This is a genomic window from Leptothrix toolikensis (SeqCode) (genome assembly GCF_057922285.1).
Window position 1 is genome coordinate 12,471 of record NZ_JBYSVC010000013.1, and the last position, 16,904, is coordinate 29,374.

Annotated in this window: 16 protein-coding genes; 8 read left to right on the plus strand and 8 right to left on the minus strand. The window is 62.7% G+C overall.

Annotation, left to right across the window (positions count from 1 at the left end; translation table 11 throughout):
• Positions 1-52: 52 nt before the first annotated feature.
• The 4 genes from AC3VI7_RS03665 to gap all read right to left on the minus strand — a co-directional run bounded on the left by AC3VI7_RS03665 (position 53) and on the right by gap (position 3,598).
• Complete coding sequence (locus AC3VI7_RS03665; protein ID WP_489668372.1) at positions 53-1,030, minus strand: tyrosine recombinase XerC; 978 nt, start codon at positions 1,028-1,030, stop codon at positions 53-55.
• Positions 1,031-1,033: 3 nt separating this feature from the next.
• On the minus strand, positions 1,034-1,582 hold the full coding sequence (locus tag AC3VI7_RS03670) for a DUF484 family protein (RefSeq protein ID WP_489668371.1): 549 nt from the start codon (positions 1,580-1,582) through the stop codon (positions 1,034-1,036).
• A 26-nt stretch (positions 1,583-1,608) separates the two neighbouring features.
• A complete protein-coding gene (gene dapF / locus AC3VI7_RS03675) occupies positions 1,609-2,484 on the minus strand; it encodes a diaminopimelate epimerase (RefSeq protein ID WP_489671394.1) in 876 nt (291 codons plus the stop codon).
• A gap of 112 nt (positions 2,485-2,596) precedes the next feature.
• Entirely contained in the window at positions 2,597-3,598 is a 1,002-nt protein-coding gene (gene gap, locus AC3VI7_RS03680) for a type I glyceraldehyde-3-phosphate dehydrogenase (protein ID WP_489668369.1), read from the minus strand.
• A 125-nt stretch (positions 3,599-3,723) separates the two neighbouring features.
• On the opposite strand from gap, the gene AC3VI7_RS03685 reads away from it, so the two are divergent.
• From AC3VI7_RS03685 to AC3VI7_RS03715, 7 genes are read left to right on the plus strand one after another with little or no spacing between them, the layout of a single operon-like run.
• Positions 3,724-4,431 (plus strand): nucleotidyltransferase family protein, encoded by a 708-nt coding sequence (locus AC3VI7_RS03685; protein ID WP_489668368.1) that lies wholly within the window; start codon positions 3,724-3,726, stop codon positions 4,429-4,431.
• A gap of 57 nt (positions 4,432-4,488) precedes the next feature.
• Entirely contained in the window at positions 4,489-5,412 is a 924-nt protein-coding gene (gene glyQ, locus AC3VI7_RS03690) for a glycine--tRNA ligase subunit alpha (protein WP_489668367.1), read from the plus strand.
• Positions 5,413-5,419: 7 nt separating this feature from the next.
• A complete protein-coding gene (locus AC3VI7_RS03695) occupies positions 5,420-9,241 on the plus strand; it encodes an Eco57I restriction-modification methylase domain-containing protein (RefSeq protein WP_489668366.1) in 3,822 nt (1,273 codons plus the stop codon).
• A gap of 45 nt (positions 9,242-9,286) precedes the next feature.
• Positions 9,287-11,428, plus strand: a complete 2,142-nt coding sequence (gene glyS / locus AC3VI7_RS03700; protein ID WP_489668365.1) for a glycine--tRNA ligase subunit beta — start codon at positions 9,287-9,289, stop codon at positions 11,426-11,428.
• A gap of 10 nt (positions 11,429-11,438) precedes the next feature.
• Positions 11,439-12,011: a D-glycero-beta-D-manno-heptose 1,7-bisphosphate 7-phosphatase gene (gene gmhB, locus AC3VI7_RS03705; RefSeq protein WP_489668364.1), complete on the plus strand. Its 573-nt coding sequence runs from the start codon at positions 11,439-11,441 to the stop codon at positions 12,009-12,011.
• A 14-nt stretch (positions 12,012-12,025) separates the two neighbouring features.
• Entirely contained in the window at positions 12,026-12,805 is a 780-nt protein-coding gene (locus AC3VI7_RS03710; protein ID WP_489668363.1) for a lysophospholipid acyltransferase family protein, read from the plus strand.
• A complete protein-coding gene (locus AC3VI7_RS03715) occupies positions 12,783-13,559 on the plus strand; it encodes a M48 family metallopeptidase (RefSeq protein WP_489668362.1) in 777 nt (258 codons plus the stop codon). The genes AC3VI7_RS03710 and AC3VI7_RS03715 overlap by 23 nt, the downstream gene beginning before the upstream one ends.
• On the opposite strand, the gene AC3VI7_RS03720 is transcribed toward AC3VI7_RS03715, so the two are convergent.
• The 3 genes from AC3VI7_RS03720 to AC3VI7_RS03730 all read right to left on the minus strand — a co-directional run bounded on the left by AC3VI7_RS03720 (position 13,551) and on the right by AC3VI7_RS03730 (position 15,405).
• Positions 13,551-13,736 carry a YgaP family membrane protein gene (locus tag AC3VI7_RS03720; RefSeq protein ID WP_489668361.1) on the minus strand — a complete coding sequence of 62 codons (186 nt, stop codon included), beginning with the start codon at positions 13,734-13,736 and terminating at the stop codon, positions 13,551-13,553. The two genes, AC3VI7_RS03715 and AC3VI7_RS03720, sit on opposite strands and share 9 nt — an antisense overlap.
• Positions 13,737-13,819: 83 nt before the next feature.
• Positions 13,820-14,497 carry a Crp/Fnr family transcriptional regulator gene (locus AC3VI7_RS03725; RefSeq protein ID WP_489668360.1) on the minus strand — a complete coding sequence of 226 codons (678 nt, stop codon included), beginning with the start codon at positions 14,495-14,497 and terminating at the stop codon, positions 13,820-13,822.
• Positions 14,494-15,405, minus strand: coding sequence for a ParB/RepB/Spo0J family partition protein (locus AC3VI7_RS03730; protein ID WP_489668359.1), 912 nt, complete (start codon positions 15,403-15,405; stop codon positions 14,494-14,496). The genes AC3VI7_RS03725 and AC3VI7_RS03730 overlap by 4 nt, the downstream gene beginning before the upstream one ends.
• 74 nt (positions 15,406-15,479) lie before the next feature.
• On the opposite strand from AC3VI7_RS03730, the gene argC reads away from it, so the two are divergent.
• Positions 15,480-16,427, plus strand: a complete 948-nt coding sequence (gene argC / locus AC3VI7_RS03735) for an N-acetyl-gamma-glutamyl-phosphate reductase (protein ID WP_489668410.1) — start codon at positions 15,480-15,482, stop codon at positions 16,425-16,427.
• Between the two features lie 44 nt (positions 16,428-16,471).
• Here the strand turns inward: argC and AC3VI7_RS03740 are convergent, their stop codons facing one another.
• Entirely contained in the window at positions 16,472-16,825 is a 354-nt protein-coding gene (locus AC3VI7_RS03740; protein WP_489668409.1) for an SWIB/MDM2 domain-containing protein, read from the minus strand.
• Between the last annotated feature and the right edge of the window lie 79 nt (positions 16,826-16,904).

The window sequence follows — 16,904 nt, forward strand, 5'->3', positions numbered from 1 at the left end:
GTCGCTGTTGTTCCACGTGAAACAACGCTGATTCGGACCGTCTCAAACCGACTTAACCCTTGCGCGCCCGAGGATGCGCGGCGTCATAGACCCGGGCCAAATGCTGGAAGTCGAGCCGCGTGTAGGCCTGCGTGGTGGTGACCTGAGCGTGGCCCAGCAGCTCTTGCACAGCGCGCAGATCGCCGCTCGATTGCAGCAAATGCGAGGCATAGCTGTGACGCAGCATGTGCGGCTGCACATGCACACCCAAGCCCGCCTCCAAAGCTCGCTGCGCCAGCCTGCGCCGCAATTGACCATCCGTGAGCCGCGTGCCGCGCGTGCTGACAAAGAGCGCGCCCTCCTCCGGCTTGGCCAAGGTGGCACGCACCGCCAGCCAAGCCTTCAGGGCGCTCACCGCCACCGGCCCGACCGGCAAACTGCGCCGCCGCTGGCCCTTGCCGAAGACTTGGGCTTGCGCTTCCGCCACATCGACCCAACCGGCCGTGGCCCCGCCGGGGCGGACATCCAAACCGAGCAATTCGGAGATGCGCAAGCCACAGCCGTAAAGCAGTTCAACGATGGCCCGGTCGCGCAGCTCCAGAGGTTCATCAGCCGCCGCAGCTCCAGCCCGGTGCTCGGCCAGCGCCACCGCCTGTTCAACGCTCAACGCCTTGGGCAAGGGCCGCCCCGCTTTGGGCGGCCGGATGCCTTCCACCGGATTGAGCCCCACCAGCCCTGCACGGCCCAAGTAGCGATAGAGCCCGCGCCACGCCGCCAAATGAATGGCGATGCTGCGCGCCGACAACCCTTGGCCGTTAAGGCGCGCCGCCCAGCGCCGCACGTGGCTGGGCTGCACCTTGCGCAGATCAAGCGGCAACTCGGCCGCAGCGCGCATCAGGCGCACCAAGGCATCGTGATACATGCTCAAGGTGCGCTCGGCCAAGCGGCGCTCAACACGCAAGTGCGTCAGGAAGGCCGCGATGTCAGCCGGCAGATCACGCACCTGCGCCAAGGCGGGCAGAGCAGGCACGACAGAGGCACGTTGACGCATGGTTCAGGGCCGATTCGGGAGAAGGCGCATCAAGGCCGCACTGGCCAGCTCGCCCATACGTTGCAGAAAATCGGTCGCCAGCGCGACGCTGAAGCGATCCGGCTCAGGCGAGCCCAACACCATCAAACCAAAGGCGGGGGTCATGGGGGCCAAGCGCAAGGGAATCAGCACCATCGACGCCACCGCCTCGGGCTCATCGAGCCAAACCAAGGCCGGTGAAGCGATCCGGGGACCGCAGTAGAGCGGGGCCAAGGCCGAGGTGGCCTCACGCAAAGCGGGGCTGACTCTCTCGAAGAAAGGTGCCTCTTGGTAGCGCGCTGCCACCGACCAGAGTCGCAGCCCCGCTTCGGGGATCAGGAAGGCTTCCATCAACTCAGCCAACAACACATCCACCAGCTCATCCGGCTCATTGACCCGCAACAAGGTGCAGGCCCAGTCATGCATGCGCTGCGCGGTGAGCGCGTTGTCGCGGCCGTGATGCAGCACCTCGCGCCAGCGCTGTTCCATACGCGCTAGGCGCATTTGCAGGGCCACGCCATCCACGTCCATCATGCTTCACCTCGCCATGGCCTTCGCTTTTAGACTGGAAGCTCAATCTCGCCCTCAAACACCGTCACGGCGGGGCCAGTGAGGAAGACCGAATGCCCCGGGCCGCGCCACTCGATCGTCAGCTGACCACCCCGGGTTTCGACATCCACCCGCTCATCCAGCCAGCCCAGACGGATACCGGCGACCACCGCCCCGCAAGCGCCGGTGCCACAGGCCAGCGTCTCGCCAGTGCCACGCTCGAACACCCGCAGCCGCACTGTTCCACGTGAAACAATTTGGAGAAAGCCCACATTGACCCGACGCGGGAAGGCGGGGTGATGTTCGATCAACGGACCAAACTGCGCCACCGGCGCTTGATCGACATCCTCGACGCCGAACTGCGTGATCGGCAACACCGCGTGCGGGTTGCCCATCGACACCACGGCCGCTTCGATGAGGCGATCAGCCACGGGCAGCGACCACAGCTCGGTGGCCCCGACCTGACGCGGCGCGGAGAGGCCTTCGGGGTTGAAGGGCACACGCGGCAGGTCAAGCACCGGCGGGCCCATATCGACCGTGACCCGGCCGTCGCTGTGCAGCTCAGGCTCAATCACGCCCGACAGGGTTTGGACCCGTATACGCAGCTTGTCGGTCAGGCCCGCATCTTTGACAAAGCGGGCAAAACAGCGTGCGCCGTTGCCGCACTGTTCGACTTCACTGCCGTCAGCGTTGACGATGCGATAGCGGAAGTCGATGCCCTCAGCTGGCGAGGGCCCGACGATCAGAATCTGGTCAGCGCCGATGCCAAAACGGCGATCAGCGATGAAGCGGAACTGCGCAGGTGAGAGTTCAAGCGGCGCGCGGGTGGCGTCAAGCACCACGAAATCGTTGCCTGCGCCTTGCATCTTGGTGAATCGGAGTTTCATACGGGCAATTATCCTGCGCCCCATGACAAAGGGCGTGCCCTCTTGCGAGAGCACGCCCTTATGAGGCTTTATGAGGCTTTATGAGCCGTGATGCGCCGGACGGACGAAGGATTTACTTCGAAGCCATCACGCGGACCATTTCCAACACCTTGTTGGAGTAGCCCCATTCGTTGTCATACCAAGACACGACCTTGACGAAGGTGCCGTCCAAAGCGATACCGGCTTCAGAGTCGAACACCGAGGTGCAGCTCTCGCCACGGAAGTCGGTCGAGACGACCTTCTCGGTGGTGTAACCCAGCACGCCCTTCATGGAGCCTTCTGACGCCGACTTCATGGCGGCACAGATGGTTTCATAGGAAGCGGCGGTGTCGAGCTCGACGGTCAAGTCAACCACCGACACGTCGGAGGTCGGCACGCGGAAGGCCATGCCCGTCAGCTTGCCCTTGAGTTCCGGCAGCACCACGCCGACGGCCTTGGCAGCGCCGGTCGAGGACGGGATGATGTTTTCCAAAATGCCGCGACCACCACGCCAGTCTTTGTTCGACGGGCCGTCCACAGTCTTTTGGGTGGCAGTGGCCGCGTGCACCGTGGTCATCAGGCCACGCTTGATGCCGAAGCTGTCGTTCAACACCTTGGCGATCGGAGCCAAGCAGTTGGTGGTACACGAAGCATTCGAGATGATGGCTTCGCCGCTGTACTTGGTGTGGTTCACACCGTAGACGTACATCGGGGTGTCGTCCTTGGACGGGGCGCTTTGAATGACCTTCTTGGCACCGGCGGTGATGTGGGTCTGGCAGGTGTCCTTGGTCAGGAACAGGCCGGTGGCTTCGACAACGATGTCAGCACCCACTTCATCCCACTTCAGCTCAGCCGGATTACGCAGCGCGGTCAGGCGGATCTTCTTGCCATTGACCACCAAGGTGTTGCCGTCTACCGACACTTCGCCCTTGAAGCGGCCATGGACCGAGTCGTATTTCAGCATGTAGGCCAGGTAATCCGGCTCCAGCAAGTCGTTGATCCCAACAACTTCGATCTCGTTGAAGTTCTGAATCGCTGCACGGAAAACCATACGGCCGATGCGACCGAAACCGTTGATGCCAATCTTGATGGTCATGAAGAATCTCCTCGGTAAAACACAATGGCGAGGCGCAAAACGCGAAATGCGCCCCATTCTTTCGCAAAGCTGACGATTTTGACGCAAAATCTTTCACTTTGCCAGAACTTTCAACAAGCCCCACCATGACGCTCAACCCACTGCCCTTGCGCGCGATGATTCTTGCGGCCGGACGCGGCGAGCGCATGCGCCCGCTGACCGATCAGAGCCCCAAACCGCTGCTGCCGATTCTGGGCCGACCGATGATCGAGTGGCATTTGCTGGCCTTGGCGCGCGACGGCGTGCGCGAGGTGCTGATCAACACCGCTTGGCTGGAAGATCACTTCCCAGCGGTGTTGGGCGACGGCCGCCGCTTCGGCTTATCTATTAGCTACGCCCACGAAGGGCGCGACTTTGGTGGCGCACTGGAAACCGCCGGCGGCCTTAAAACCGCACTGCCTTGGCTGACCGAAGGCGGTCGCGAGGCGTTTTGGGTCGTCTCAGGCGACATCTGGGCCCCCGATTTCCGCTTTGACGCCACGGCCGCTGAGCGCTTCTTACAAAGCGGCCAGCACGCGCACCTTTGGCTGGTACCGAACCCGGTTTATCACCCCAAGGGCGACTTCGATATCGCCACCCCGCAGGGTGGGCATGAGCGACTCACCTACGCCAATCTGGCCCTGATGCGCCCGGCCCTGCTCGACAGCATCGTCGCGGGGCGGCGGGCCGCGCTCGGGCCTTTGTTGCACCAAGGCCTGCAAAATGGCCGGATCAGCTTAGAACGCTACCCCGGCCGCTGGGAAAACATCGGCACCCCCGCGCAATGGGCCGCACTGCAAAGCCCAGCCGCCTAGAATCAGCCCTCCCATGACTTCCATGATCGCAAGCCCTGCCGAGCTTGCGCGCCCGACATGCTGACCTTCCAGCAAATCATTCTTCGACTGCAAGCGTATTGGGATGCCCAAGGCTGCGCGCTGCTGCAACCCTACGACATGGAAGTCGGTGCTGGCACCAGCCACACCGCCACCTTCTTGCGCGCCCTCGGCCCCGAGCCGTGGAAGGCCGCCTACGTGCAGCCCAGCCGCCGCCCCAAGGATGGCCGCTACGGCGAGAACCCGAACCGCTTGCAGCACTACTACCAGTACCAAGTGGTCTTGAAGCCCGCACCGGCCAACATTTTGGAGCTGTACCTGGGTTCGCTCGAAGCGCTGGGCTTTGATCTGAAGAAAAACGACATTCGCTTCGTCGAAGACGACTGGGAGAACCCGACGCTCGGCGCTTGGGGCCTGGGCTGGGAAGTCTGGTTGAACGGCATGGAAGTGACGCAGTTCACCTACTTCCAGCAAGTGGGCGGCATCGACTGCAAACCCATCACGGGCGAGATCACCTACGGGCTGGAACGCTTGGCGATGTACTTGCAAGACGTGGAAAACGTCTACGACTTGATCTACGCCAAGGGGGTGAATGGCGCACCTGACTTGAAGTACGGCGATGTGTTCCACCAAAACGAAGTGGAGCAATCGACCTACAACTTCGAGCACAGCAACGTCGAGTTCCTGCTGCACGCCTTCGGGGCCCACGAAGGCAACGCCCAGCACCTGATGGCGCAAAAGCTGGCGCTGCCGGCTTATGAGCAAGTCTTGAAAGCCGCGCACACCTTCAACTTGCTCGACGCACGCGGCGCGATCAGCGTGACCGAGCGCGCCGCCTACATCGGCCGCATCCGCAACTTGGCGCGCGCCGTGGCCGCCGCCTACCTCGACAGCCGCAAGCGCTTGGGCTTCCCGATGGCACCGCGCGAGTGGGTGGCGCAACTGGACCAGAAGACGGTCTGAGCGATCCATGGCCGCACAAGCAACACAGGGGTCACAAGGGCTGGAGCCTTCCCGACTTCCGTGGCTGGACAACAGCCTGCTGGACGAGAGCTTTCTGCGCCAGAAACAGCGCGAGCTCGCGGGCAAGCCGCTACCCTTTGGCTTGGCTGAATGGCTGGAAACGCACTTTCAGCCGACCCAACTCGCCGCAGGCAACGAGGCCCAGCTCGAAGCGCGTCTCATCGCGCCCCTGCTTGCACAGTTGGGCTGGTTTACCGTGCCGCAGCAGGCCTTCACCGTGCAAGGCAAGCAGGCCAAACCCGACTGGTGTTTGCTGGCGCAGCCGGAACAAACCACAGCGTTGATCGAGCAGGCTAGCGCCGGTCACCAGCTGATCGCGGCGATCTGCGAAGCCAAGGCTTGGGAGAAACCGCTCGATACCGGCAAGGCCCACAAAGACAATCCGCACCATCAGCTTCAGGACTACCTGAGCACGCTGCGGGTGCGCTTTGGCTTTCTGACCAACGGCCGGATCTGGCGGATCTATGACACCCACAAGATCACCGCCAAAAAGACCTTCATCCAGTTCGACCTAGAAGCCATTGGCGCGTTGGGCGCGGGCGAAGAGAAAACCTCGGCGCTGGCCCTGTTTGCCTTTTTCTTCGGCCGACCCACCTTTGTGCTGCCCGCCGTAGCGGGGCAGCGCAGCGCCATCGAGCAGGTCATTGCCGCTTCGGCCGACTTCACGCTGGGCGTGGAGGAAAACCTCAAGGCCGTGATCTACGGCTACGCGGGTGAGGATTCGCTGTTTGAAATCATGGGCCGCGCCATTCAGCGCGCCAACCCCAAGGCCAGCATGGCGGCGGTGTATGAAAACAGCGTGGTGCTGCTGTTCCGCCTGCTGTTTGTCGTGTACTTCGAAGACAAGAACCACGCGCTACTGGCCCGCCATCCGTTTTACCGCCGCTACAGCCTGGGCCAGATCTTCAACACGCTGCGCCACCAGCCTGAAGCCGAAGACATCGACGTGCCGCTGTTCAACGGGGGCTTGTTCGACGCGCAACGTGCGCCGCTGCTGACCCGGGCCAAGATTTTTGACAACGCCACGCTGCGGCAGATGCTGGAAAAGCTGCTCTACAAGACCCACCGAGGCACCACACTGTTCGACACCCGGCGCGACTTCAAGAACATGAACGTCACGCACTTGGGGCGCATCTACGAAGGCTTGCTGGAATTCCGCTTCGAGAAAGCGGCTGAAAGCGCGGTCTACTTGGAGTACGAAAGTGCGGCCACCAAGGGCAAGTCGGTCGAGGCCTACTTTGACGCCTATGACACCGCCCTGATCCGTCAGGAAAAGGGCTTCAAAGCGCTGCGTGAAATCAGCGTGAAAAAGGGCGAGGTCTACCTCAAGAGCGCCAGCAATTCGCGCAAGACCAGCGCCAGCTACTACACGCCCACCGCCCTTTCAGAACCGTTGGTGAAGGCCAGCGTGGCCCAAGCGCTGATGACGACCTCCCACCAGGGCAAGGCCCTGATGGAGCTGAAAATTTTGGACAACGCTTGCGGCAGCGGCCACTTCTTGGTGGAGGCCCTGAACCACCTGACCGACTTGGCCCTAGAGCGGCTGGACAGCGACGCCGACCTGCAAGCCTTGGTGCAGCAGGAAAGCGCCAAGATCGCCGAGCAGTTGACGTTCCTGAACCTGGATTACGAACCGGACGACGCGCAAATCTTGAAGCGCGCCTTGCTCAAGCGCTGCATTTTTGGCGTGGACCTGAACCCCTTTGCGGTGGAGCTGGCACGCCTGAGCCTGTGGATGGACAGCTTCATCTTTGGCACGCCGCTGTCCTTCATTGAGCACCATGTGCAGCACGGCAATGCCTTGATGGGGGCCAGCGTGCAGGAGTTCATCGCCTACAACGCCAACGAGGCCCGGCAGAACGATCTGTTTGTGGACAACCTCAGCGCCCGCTTTGACGCATTGCGCGCTGTCATGCAAGAGCTAGACGCCATGCAAGACACCACCGCCGCCGAGGTGGAGCAGTCCAAACAACTGTGGAAGAACAGCATTGCGCCCAAGCTGAACTTGCTGTCCCGAGCGCTAAGCTTCGTCTGCACCCGCCGCGCCATGCTGGCCGAAGGCGATGCCCTAGCCTGCGAGGCCTTGGGCAAGACGCCCAATCTGCTGAGCGACTTGTTTGACGAATCACGCACCCAGACCACCGCGCTGCGGCAGGTGGCGGCTTACGCACAGAAGTACCACTTTTTCCACCACGAAGTGGCCTTCCCCGAAGCCTTTGCCGGGGACCGAAAAGGCTTCGACATCATCGTCGGCAATCCGCCGTGGGACAAAACCAAGTTTTCGGACGCGGATTTTTTCCCGCAGTTTTGCAGCAACTACCGCACGCTGAAAAACTCCGAAAAAGCCGCCGTGCAAGAGCGCCTGCTGGGCAGCGCGCACATTGCCGCCGCGTACAGCAGCGCGCAAGCTTCCGGCCATGCCACCAACACGTACTACAAGGACAAGGCTGTCTTTCCGCTCAACAAGGGCGCGGGCGATGGCAATCTGTTCCGGCTGTTCATAGAGCGCAACTTGGGCCTGCTCAAACCGGGCGGCAACCTCAGCTACGTGCTGCCCAGCGCGTTGATGTTTGAAGAAGGCTCGATGGGCCTGCGGCGGCACATCTTCAGTCACTGCCAACTGCGCTTCTTTCACAGCTTCGAGAACAACAAGGGCATTTTTCTCGATGTACATCGCAGCTACAAGTTCGCGCTTATGCAGGTGGTCAACACACCGCCAAGTGCGAACGATCCGGCCATCGACACGGCGTTCTACGTGCTTGATCCTGCTGAGCTGAAAAGGCCGGAAGTCCATGTGGCCTACCCGCTGGCCACCGTGAAGGCGCTATCGCCCGAGCAGTGGGCGTTGATGGAATTGAGCGACGCAACCGATTTGCCGATCCTCGCCAAGTGCTACGGCGCGTTCCCCGCGCTCTCGGCCGACTGGCTGGATTTCCGCAACGAGCTGCACATGACCAATGACAAGGATTTATTCCTTGAAAAAGCCGCGCCCGGCCTGCTGCCGCTGTTTGAAGGCAAGACGATCTGGCAATACAGCCACCAGCACGACCAGCCGCAATACTGGCTGGATGGCGCCAAGTTTGACGAGCGGCTGACCAGCAAAGAGCTGTACCGCATGGCGCAGGATTTGAAAGTGCCCAAGGCGGAAGTGGCGCAGCACGCCAGCGCTGTGCGCTACGACCGCGATTTTGTCCGGCTGGCATTTCGGGAAATTGCCCGCGACACCGACGAGCGCAGCCTGATTTTTGCGCTACTGCCGAAAAACAGCGGCTTCGGCCACACGCTGTTTGCCGACGCGGCAAAAACCTATGTGCTCGGTGCCGACGGGCAGGTGCAAACGCAGGCCGTGTCACCGCTGCGCCTGCTGTTTGCGCTGGCGTGGTTCAACAGCGTGCCGACCGACTGGCTGGCGCGCTTCATGATCCAGATTCACATCAGCAAAACCTATCTCTACCGCCTGCCCATGCCGCAGCCCACGGACGCTGAGATTCGCGCCAACCCCGACTTCACCCAGCTCGCCCAAAACGCCCTGCTGCTGAGCCTAGCCGCCCACTGGGATGACTTTGCTGAACTGGCCCCGCTCTTTGATGTCAAGCGCAAAGAGGTGCCCGTCACCGCCAAGGCGAAGGACCACCTGCGGGCCGAGAACGACAAGATCGTGGCACGCCTGTATGGCATCACCGACGCCGAATTCGCACACCTGCTGCGCAGCTTCAAGGGCATGGCTACCAAGCGGCCAGAGTACTTGGCGTTGCTTGCACAGCAGTGAGTGAGCGCCTCGGCCAAAATTCATAGCGATTTACGGAACCTACCCATGACGACTCAAAACCTGTTGGTGGAACTCTTCGTCGAAGAACTGCCGCCCAAGGCACTCAAAAAATTGGGTGAATCTTTTGCCGGCACGCTCGCTGCCTATCTGAAGGCCAGTGGTCTGGCTGCTGCCGACGCGGTGGTGACGCCGTTCGCCTCGCCGCGCCGCTTGGCCGTCCATGTCACCGGCGTTGCGTCTAAAGCCGCCGACAAATCGGTGCAGCAAAAGCTCATGCCGGTGGCGGTGGCGCTCAACGCCGACGGTCAGGCCACGCCCGCACTGCTGAAAAAACTGGCTTCGGTCGGCGCTGACGCATCCGTCGTGCCGAGCCTGAAGCGCCTGCCGGATGGCAAGGCCGAAGCGCTATTTCTCGACTTGACCCTCCCCGGGGCCACCCTCGCTGAGGGCCTACAAAAGGCGCTCGACGACGCACTCGCCAAGCTGCCCATCCCCAAGGTCATGACCTATCAGCTGGCCGACGGCTGGTCGAGCGTCAACTTTGTGCGCCCCGCGCACGGGCTGGTGGCGCTGCACGGCGCGGAGGTGGTGGCGCTTCAAACCCTCGGTCTGACTTCCGGCCGCACCACCACCGGCCATCGTTTTGAAGCCACCCATCCGACCGTGACGCTGCGGGATGCGGACAGCTACGCCGAGCAGCTCGCCACGGAAGGGGCGGTGATCGCCAGCTTCGACGCCCGGCGGGCCGAGATCGTGCGCCAGCTCGACGCCGCAGCGGCCAAGGAAGGCTTGAAGCCGATTGAGGACGAGGCGCTGCTCGACGAAGTGACCGCGCTGGTCGAGCGCCCGAACGTGCTGACTTGCCAGTTCGAGCAGGAGTTCCTCGCTGTGCCGCAGGAATGCCTGATCCTGACGATGAAGGCCAACCAGAAGTACTTCCCGCTGCTGGATGCTTCGGCCAAGCTCACCCACAAGTTCTTGCTCGTCAGCAACATCAGCCCGGCGGACCCAAGCGCAGTGATCCAAGGCAATGAGCGCGTGGTGCGCCCGCGTCTGGCTGATGCCAAGTTCTTCTTCGACCAAGACCGCAAAAAGACGTTGGAAAGCCGTGTGGCCGGTCTGGCCAAGGTGGTCTACCACGGCAAGCTCGGCACCCAAGGTGAGCGCGCCGAGCGCGTCAAGGCCATCGGCCACGCCATCGTCAACCAACTGCGCATGGCCACCGTGCCGTACACGGTCGAGGCCGAGGATCAGTTCAAGGTGCTCGACAGCAAGGTGCAACAAGCAGCGCTGCTGGCCAAGACCGATTTGCTGACCGACATGGTCGGCGAGTTCCCCGAGCTGCAAGGCATCATGGGCGGCTACTACGCCCGTCATGAAGGCCTGCGCGACGGGGTCGCCATCGCCATCGAAGACCACTACAAGCCGCGTTTTGCCGGCGACGCCCTGCCGCGCAACCACAGCGGCACCGTCGTCGCCTTGGCCGACAAGCTCGAAACGCTGGTGGGCCTTTTTGGCATCGGCCAGCTGCCCACTGGCGACAAGGACCCCTTTGCGCTGCGTCGCCACGCCTTGGGCGTGATCCGCATCTTGGTGGAAAACAACCTGCCCCTTGATCTGCCCGAGCTGATCAAGGCGGCGGTGCCGGCCTTTGGCGAACTGATCGAAGATCCGACGACCAAACTGTTGGCCTTCTTCGCCGACCGGCTCGCGGTCTCCTTGCGCGATCAGGGCTATAGCGCGCAAGAAGTCGATGCGGTGCTGGCGCTCAACCCGACCCGCTTGGGCGACGTGCCGCGCCGCTTGGCAGCGGTGCGCAGCTTCTCGGCCCTGCCGGAAGCGGCCTCGCTGGCAGCGGCCAACAAGCGCATCAGCAACATCCTCAAAAAAGCCGAAGGCGCGGTGGACGCCAAGGTGGACGCGGCGCTCTTGGCCGAAGCGGCTGAGCAGCAGCTCTTTGCAGCCTTGAGCGCGGTGCAGCCCGATGCGGATCGCCGGTTCGAGCAAGGTGAGTACGCCGCGAGCCTGCAAGCGCTGGCAGCGCTCAAAAGCCCGGTGGATGCCTTCTTCGACGGCGTGATGGTCAACGCGGAAGACGCCGCCTTGCGTGCCAACCGCTTGGGCCTGCTCAAGACCTTGCACGGCGCGATGAACCGAGTCGCCGATCTGGCGCGCTTGGCCAGTTAAGGAGATCCCCATGGGCCAACCCATCAAGCTCATCATCCTCGACCGCGACGGCACCATCAACGAGGACCGGGACGACTACGTCAAAAGCGTCGATGAATGGGTGCCGATTCCCGGCGCTCTCGAAGCCATCGCCCGACTCAATCAATACGGCTGGCATGTGGTGATCGCCACCAATCAGTCGGGCCTGGGTCGGGGGTTGTTCGACATGGACGCGCTCAACGGCATGCACTTGCGCATGAACGAGCTGCTGGCCCAGCACGGTGGGCGGGTGGATGCGGTGTTTTTCTGCCCCCATGCCCCCGAAGACAACTGCCGCTGCCGCAAGCCCCTAGCCGGGCTGTTCGAGCAGATCGCTGAGCGCTACGGCATCAGCTTGGCTGGCGGCGTTCACGCGGTGGGCGATTCGCTGCGCGATCTGCAAGCGGCCACCGCTGCCGGTTGCCTGCCGCACTTGGTGCTGACCGGCAAGGCGGCGCGCATGGACAGTGCAGGGCAACAAGCCCTGCGTGATCAGATCAAGGGCGTCAAGATCCACGCCGATTTGGCCGCCTTTGCCCACGCTGTGCTCAATAGCAGTCCCTGAGCTGAAAGCTTTTGATGATCTATCTGCGTTCTTTTCTCTTCGTGCTTTGGCTGGTCATCACCGTGGTGCCCTACGCCACGGCGGTGCTGATCGCCTCGATTTTTTTGCGCGGCACCCGGCTGTACTGGATGTGCGCCGGCTGGTTGTGGCTTGCTACCCAAGGCGCGCGCTGGATCTGCGGCGTGCGCTGGCGCATTCAAGGCATGGAGCACCTGCCCACCGCTGCCGACGCCCATAAAGCGGTGGTCCTGGCCCCCAAGCATCAATCGACGTGGGAGACTTTTGCCTTCCCGGCGCTGATGTCACACCCGCTGTCTTATGTCTTCAAACGCGAGCTGATCTATATCCCCTTCTTCGGCTGGTCGATGGCGCGGCTCGACATGGTGCATATCGACCGGGGCCGCCGCACCGAGGCGTGGCGCAAGGTCTCCGAGCAAGGCAAGCAGTTCATGGCCCAAGGCAACTGGATGATCATGTTCCCCGAAGGCACCCGGGCTGAGCGCGGCGGCAAGGGCACGTATCACAGCGGCGCAGCGCGCCTGGCCATTTCAGCAGGCACGCCCATCGTGCCCATCGCCGTCACCTCGGCCCGCTGCTGGCCACGCAAAAGCTTTTTGCTGCGCCCCGGGGTGGTCGATATCTCGATCGGCGTGCCCATCGACCCGACCGGACGTCGACCGGATGCGCTGATGCAAGAGGTGGAAACCTGGATCGAGGACGAAATGCACCGGCTTGATCCCGAGGCTTACCCCAGCGTCCCCCCTGAAACCGATGCCGCAAATCCGGCTCGGTGAGCAAAACCTCAGCTACCAGCTGCACCGGGTGCAGCGGCGCAGCATCGGCTTGGTGATTCGCCGCGATGGCCTCTTCGTGCGCGCCCCGGCTTGGGTGGCACAGGGCGACATCGAAGCCGCGCTGCGCCAGAAAGCCGACTGGATCTTGCAACGCTTGGCTGAGCAAGAGCGCCGCAACCAAGAACCCCACCAAGCCCCCATCGCATGGCAACACGGCACCGTGCTGCCTTATTTAGGCGGCAGTTTGCAGCTGGATTTGACGGGGAAAGGTCCTCGGCCCGAACTGAGAGAAGCCGCGCCAGAGACCCCAGAGTCATCACCGACCTTGCATTTGCGACTCAAGGCGCAGGCGCTGGACGCCGATCACCTGCGGGCTGCCGTTCACCGCTGGTGGAAGCAAGCCGCGCTGCGCCTGTTTGCCGAGCGCATGGTGCTCTATGCGCCACGCCTTGATCTGCGCGAGCTGCCGCAGTTGCAACTCACCTCAGCACGCACCCGCTGGGGCAGTGCAAGCCAGCGCGGTGCGCTCCAGACGGTGCGTCTGAACTGGCGCTTGCTGCATCTGCCCATGCCTTTGATCGACTACGTGGTCGTGCATGAGCTGGCTCACCTGCACGAGATGAACCACAGCCCCGCTTTTTGGCGACATGTCGAAAAGGTGCTGCCCGACGCCCTTCAGCGCCGCGCCGCCCTCAAACACCACGCTGTGCCCGAGTGGGACGCAAGCACGACGCAGAGTGCCCGCTCAACGTGAGCAGGTCTTGACGCCAAAGATCGAATAAGCCGGGCAGACGCTGAACAAGCCCGTCAGCAGCGGCACCACACCGATCCAACCCCACACGCCCACCGTGCCGGTCGCGGCCAAGCCGATCAGGATCAAGCCCGCCAAGATACGCACGATACGGTCGATACCACCAACATTGGGTTTCATCACAGAGTCTCCGGAAAAAGGCCGGCCCGATGCCGACTGGGGCGCAGTGTGCGCGCCTTGGCGCAGAAGTTCTGTGACCGCAGTCACACAGCAAGTGGAGCGCCCGCAGCGAGGTGGCGCAAGGCGATGGGGTCAAGCACCTCAATGCGTTCACGCCCCAAGGCCACCCAGCCGGATTGCTCAAAGCGCTTGAGCAAGCGGGTGACCATCTCGCGCACCGTGCCCAACTCATCGGCCAGCTGCTGATGCGTCAAGCTGAGCGTGCCGCCGCGTCCAAGCAAAGCGGCGGCAAGACGTTGATCGAGGCGCTGAAAAGCCACGGCTTCAGCCAAGGCGATCAGATCGGCCATGCGACTGGCAAAGACCGCGAAGACATAGTGCCGAAAAGGCTCGTGCGCGCACCAGCGCATGAACACCGGCCCCGGCAGCAGCAGCAAGCGCGTCGCCTCCACCGCCACACCGTGGGCTGAAAGCGGCGCATCGCCATAAAGGCACGAGGCCGAGACGATGCAAATTTCACCCGGTGAGACGCGGTACAACTCAATCGCCCGACCCTGCGGCGCACCCCGCGCCACCCGCACCGCGCCACTTAGCACCATCGGGAAACCCGCGCAGGCCCGACCTTCGTCAAACAGCACCGTCCCTGCGGGCACCTCGATGATCGCGCGCTGCACATCGTCCAACCAACCCGGTGGCGGTGCCTCCACCAAGATCGGATAGAGCGCAGCCAAAGCGGCGGGATCGACGACAGCGAGATTCACGACTCGCCCAAACCCAATTTGTCGAGCAGGCTGTTGAGCTCATCCATCGAGCCGAACGCGATGGCGATCTCGCCCGGCTGACCGCGCCGGGTGGCTTTTTTGATGCGGATATCCACCGGAGCGGTGAAGCGGTCGGCGAGTTGTTCCTCAATGCGCAGCAAATCGCGCGACTTGGCAGGCGGCGTGGCTTGGGCCGCCGGGCCGGCTTTGCCTTCGAGCGTGCGCGCCACCAAACGCTCGGCTTCGCGCACCGAGAGTTGCCTTGAGAGGACTTCATGCGCGCAAGCAATCTGAGCCGCGCCTTCGAGCGGCAACAGCGCCCGCGCATGGCCCATGTCCAGATCACCGGCCGAGAGCATCTGCCGCACGGCAGGCACCAAGTTGAGCAGCCGCAGCAAGTTACTCGTGGCACTGCGCGAGCGACCAATGGCCTGCGCAGCGTCTTCGTGCGTCAGACGGAATTCTTCGATCAGGCGCTGCACGCCTTGGGCCTCTTCGAGCGGGTTGAGATCCTCACGTTGGATGTTCTCAATCAGCGCCATCACAGCGGCGACCTGATCGGGCACCTTGCGCACCAGCACCGGCAGGGTGTCGAGCCCCGCCAGCTTGGCGGCCCGCAAGCGCCGCTCACCGGCGATGACCTCGTAGGCCGGCGCGCCTGGTGCTGCCTCGATGGGCCGCACCAGAATCGGCTGCATCACCCCTTGGGTGCGGATGCTCTCAGCCAATTCAAACAGCGCGCCCTCATCCATGCGGGTACGCGGTTGATAGCGTCCTGGCTGCATTTGGTCCACGTTCAGCGTTGAGGGCAGATCGTCGCGACCGCGACTCGCCACCACATCCGCCACCTGCGGCCCGAGCAACGCTTCTAGGCCGCGACCAAGTCCTTTGGGCATCTTTGTCACCATGGCCGCATTGTCACCGATCGCTTATGCTTGGCCGCCTTGAGGCCGGATGGCCGCGAAGGATCAAAAGGATGGACATGAAACGTGTGGTTTACGTCGATGGTCAGGAAGGCACCACCGGCCTGCGGATTCACGAGCTGTTGTCGGCGCGCGCCGATCTGGAGCTGCTGCGCATTGACCCCGACAAGCGCAAGGACAGCACTGAGCGCGCCCGGCTGCTCAACGCCGCCGATGTCGCCTTCCTTTGCCTGCCCGACGCCGCCGCCAAGGAAGCGGTCAGCTTGGTCACCAACCCGGCCACTTGCATCATCGACGCCAGCACCGCCCACCGCACTCAGCCCGGCTGGGTCTACGGCTTGCCCGAACTGGCACCCACACAGCGCGATGCGATCCGTGCCAGCAAGCGCATTGCCAACCCGGGTTGCCACGCCACAGCCTTCATCTTGCTGCTGCGCCCTTTGATCGACGCCGGCTTGATCCCGGCCAGCGCGGCCATCACGGCCACGTCGATCACCGGCTATTCGGGCGGCGGCAAGTCGATGATTGAGCAATACCGCAGCAGTGGAGACGCCAAACTGGCCTCACCGCGCCCCTATGCGTTGGGTCTAAGCCACAAACACATCCCTGAGATGGGGGCCCATACGGGCCTGAACAGCGCCCCAGTGTTCATGCCGGTGGTCGGCTCTTTCTATCAAGGGTTGGCCGTGAGCGTGCCGCTGCATCTGAGTAGCTTGGGCACAGGCGTGACCGCCGAGCACCTGCATACCGCTTTAGCTGCGCGCTACCAAGGCGAACGCTTTGTACGGGTCTTGCCGCTCAATGGCCCAGAGGCGCTGGATGATGGCTTTTTCGACATCCAAGCCTGTAACGACACCAATCGGGCCGATGTGTGTGTTTTTGCGAACGCCAGCCAAGCGGTGCTGATGGCACGCATCGACAACTTGGGCAAAGGTGCGAGCGGAGCCGCGATTCAGGCGATGAACATTCACTTGGGTCTTGACGAGGCTTTAGCCCTGCAAGCATGAAAAACGGGCACCACGTGGTGCCCGGGTCTTCCAGCTCGGTGGCCTCAGCTGAGATGTGCGCTGATCAGCTTGGTCATTTCGAACATCGACACCTGATCAACCTTGAAGATTTCCTTCAACTTGGCGTCGGCGTTGATCATGCGCTTGTTGGCTTCATCCTGAAGCTTGTGCTTCTTGATGTAGACCCAGACCTTCTTGGTCACTTCGGTCCGGGGCAACGGCTTGGCACCCACAATGGCGGCCAAGACCGGAGAAGGGGTAAGGGGCTTCATAAAACCCGCAGCCGGCTTGGTGACCGGTACTGCCTTTTTGGCCGCCGACTTCTTGACTGCGACCTCCGGGGTTGCCGCGTTATTCGCCGGTGCCTTCTTTACGGCGGCCTTTTTTGCAGTTGCCATGTCATTTATCTCCATCAAAAGCATTCATTGAAACAGCACCCCGGGCACCCAAACAGATCGCTTAAGGCGCCTCGGCAAC

Excerpts from the sequence above, each read along its gene's own strand:
- gmhB (WP_489668364.1), top strand. The coding sequence starts at position 11,439 with ATGGGCCAACCCATCAAGCTCATCATCCTCGACCGCGACGGCACCATC.
- AC3VI7_RS03670 (WP_489668371.1), bottom strand. The coding sequence starts at position 1,582 with ATGATGGACGTGGATGGCGTGGCCCTGCAAATGCGCCTAGCGCGTATG.
- argC (WP_489668410.1), top strand. The coding sequence starts at position 15,480 with ATGAAACGTGTGGTTTACGTCGATGGTCAGGAAGGCACCACCGGCCTG.
- AC3VI7_RS03740 (WP_489668409.1), bottom strand. The coding sequence starts at position 16,825 with ATGGCAACTGCAAAAAAGGCCGCCGTAAAGAAGGCACCGGCGAATAAC.
- AC3VI7_RS03720 (WP_489668361.1), bottom strand. The coding sequence starts at position 13,736 with ATGAAACCCAATGTTGGTGGTATCGACCGTATCGTGCGTATCTTGGCG.
- AC3VI7_RS03695 (WP_489668366.1), top strand. The coding sequence starts at position 5,420 with ATGGCCGCACAAGCAACACAGGGGTCACAAGGGCTGGAGCCTTCCCGA.
- dapF (WP_489671394.1), bottom strand. The coding sequence starts at position 2,484 with ATGAAACTCCGATTCACCAAGATGCAAGGCGCAGGCAACGATTTCGTG.
- AC3VI7_RS03685 (WP_489668368.1), top strand. The coding sequence starts at position 3,724 with ATGACGCTCAACCCACTGCCCTTGCGCGCGATGATTCTTGCGGCCGGA.
- AC3VI7_RS03730 (WP_489668359.1), bottom strand. The coding sequence starts at position 15,405 with ATGGTGACAAAGATGCCCAAAGGACTTGGTCGCGGCCTAGAAGCGTTG.
- gap (WP_489668369.1), bottom strand. The coding sequence starts at position 3,598 with ATGACCATCAAGATTGGCATCAACGGTTTCGGTCGCATCGGCCGTATG.
- glyQ (WP_489668367.1), top strand. The coding sequence starts at position 4,489 with ATGCTGACCTTCCAGCAAATCATTCTTCGACTGCAAGCGTATTGGGAT.
- AC3VI7_RS03715 (WP_489668362.1), top strand. The coding sequence starts at position 12,783 with ATGCCGCAAATCCGGCTCGGTGAGCAAAACCTCAGCTACCAGCTGCAC.
- glyS (WP_489668365.1), top strand. The coding sequence starts at position 9,287 with ATGACGACTCAAAACCTGTTGGTGGAACTCTTCGTCGAAGAACTGCCG.
- AC3VI7_RS03710 (WP_489668363.1), top strand. The coding sequence starts at position 12,026 with ATGATCTATCTGCGTTCTTTTCTCTTCGTGCTTTGGCTGGTCATCACC.
- AC3VI7_RS03665 (WP_489668372.1), bottom strand. The coding sequence starts at position 1,030 with ATGCGTCAACGTGCCTCTGTCGTGCCTGCTCTGCCCGCCTTGGCGCAG.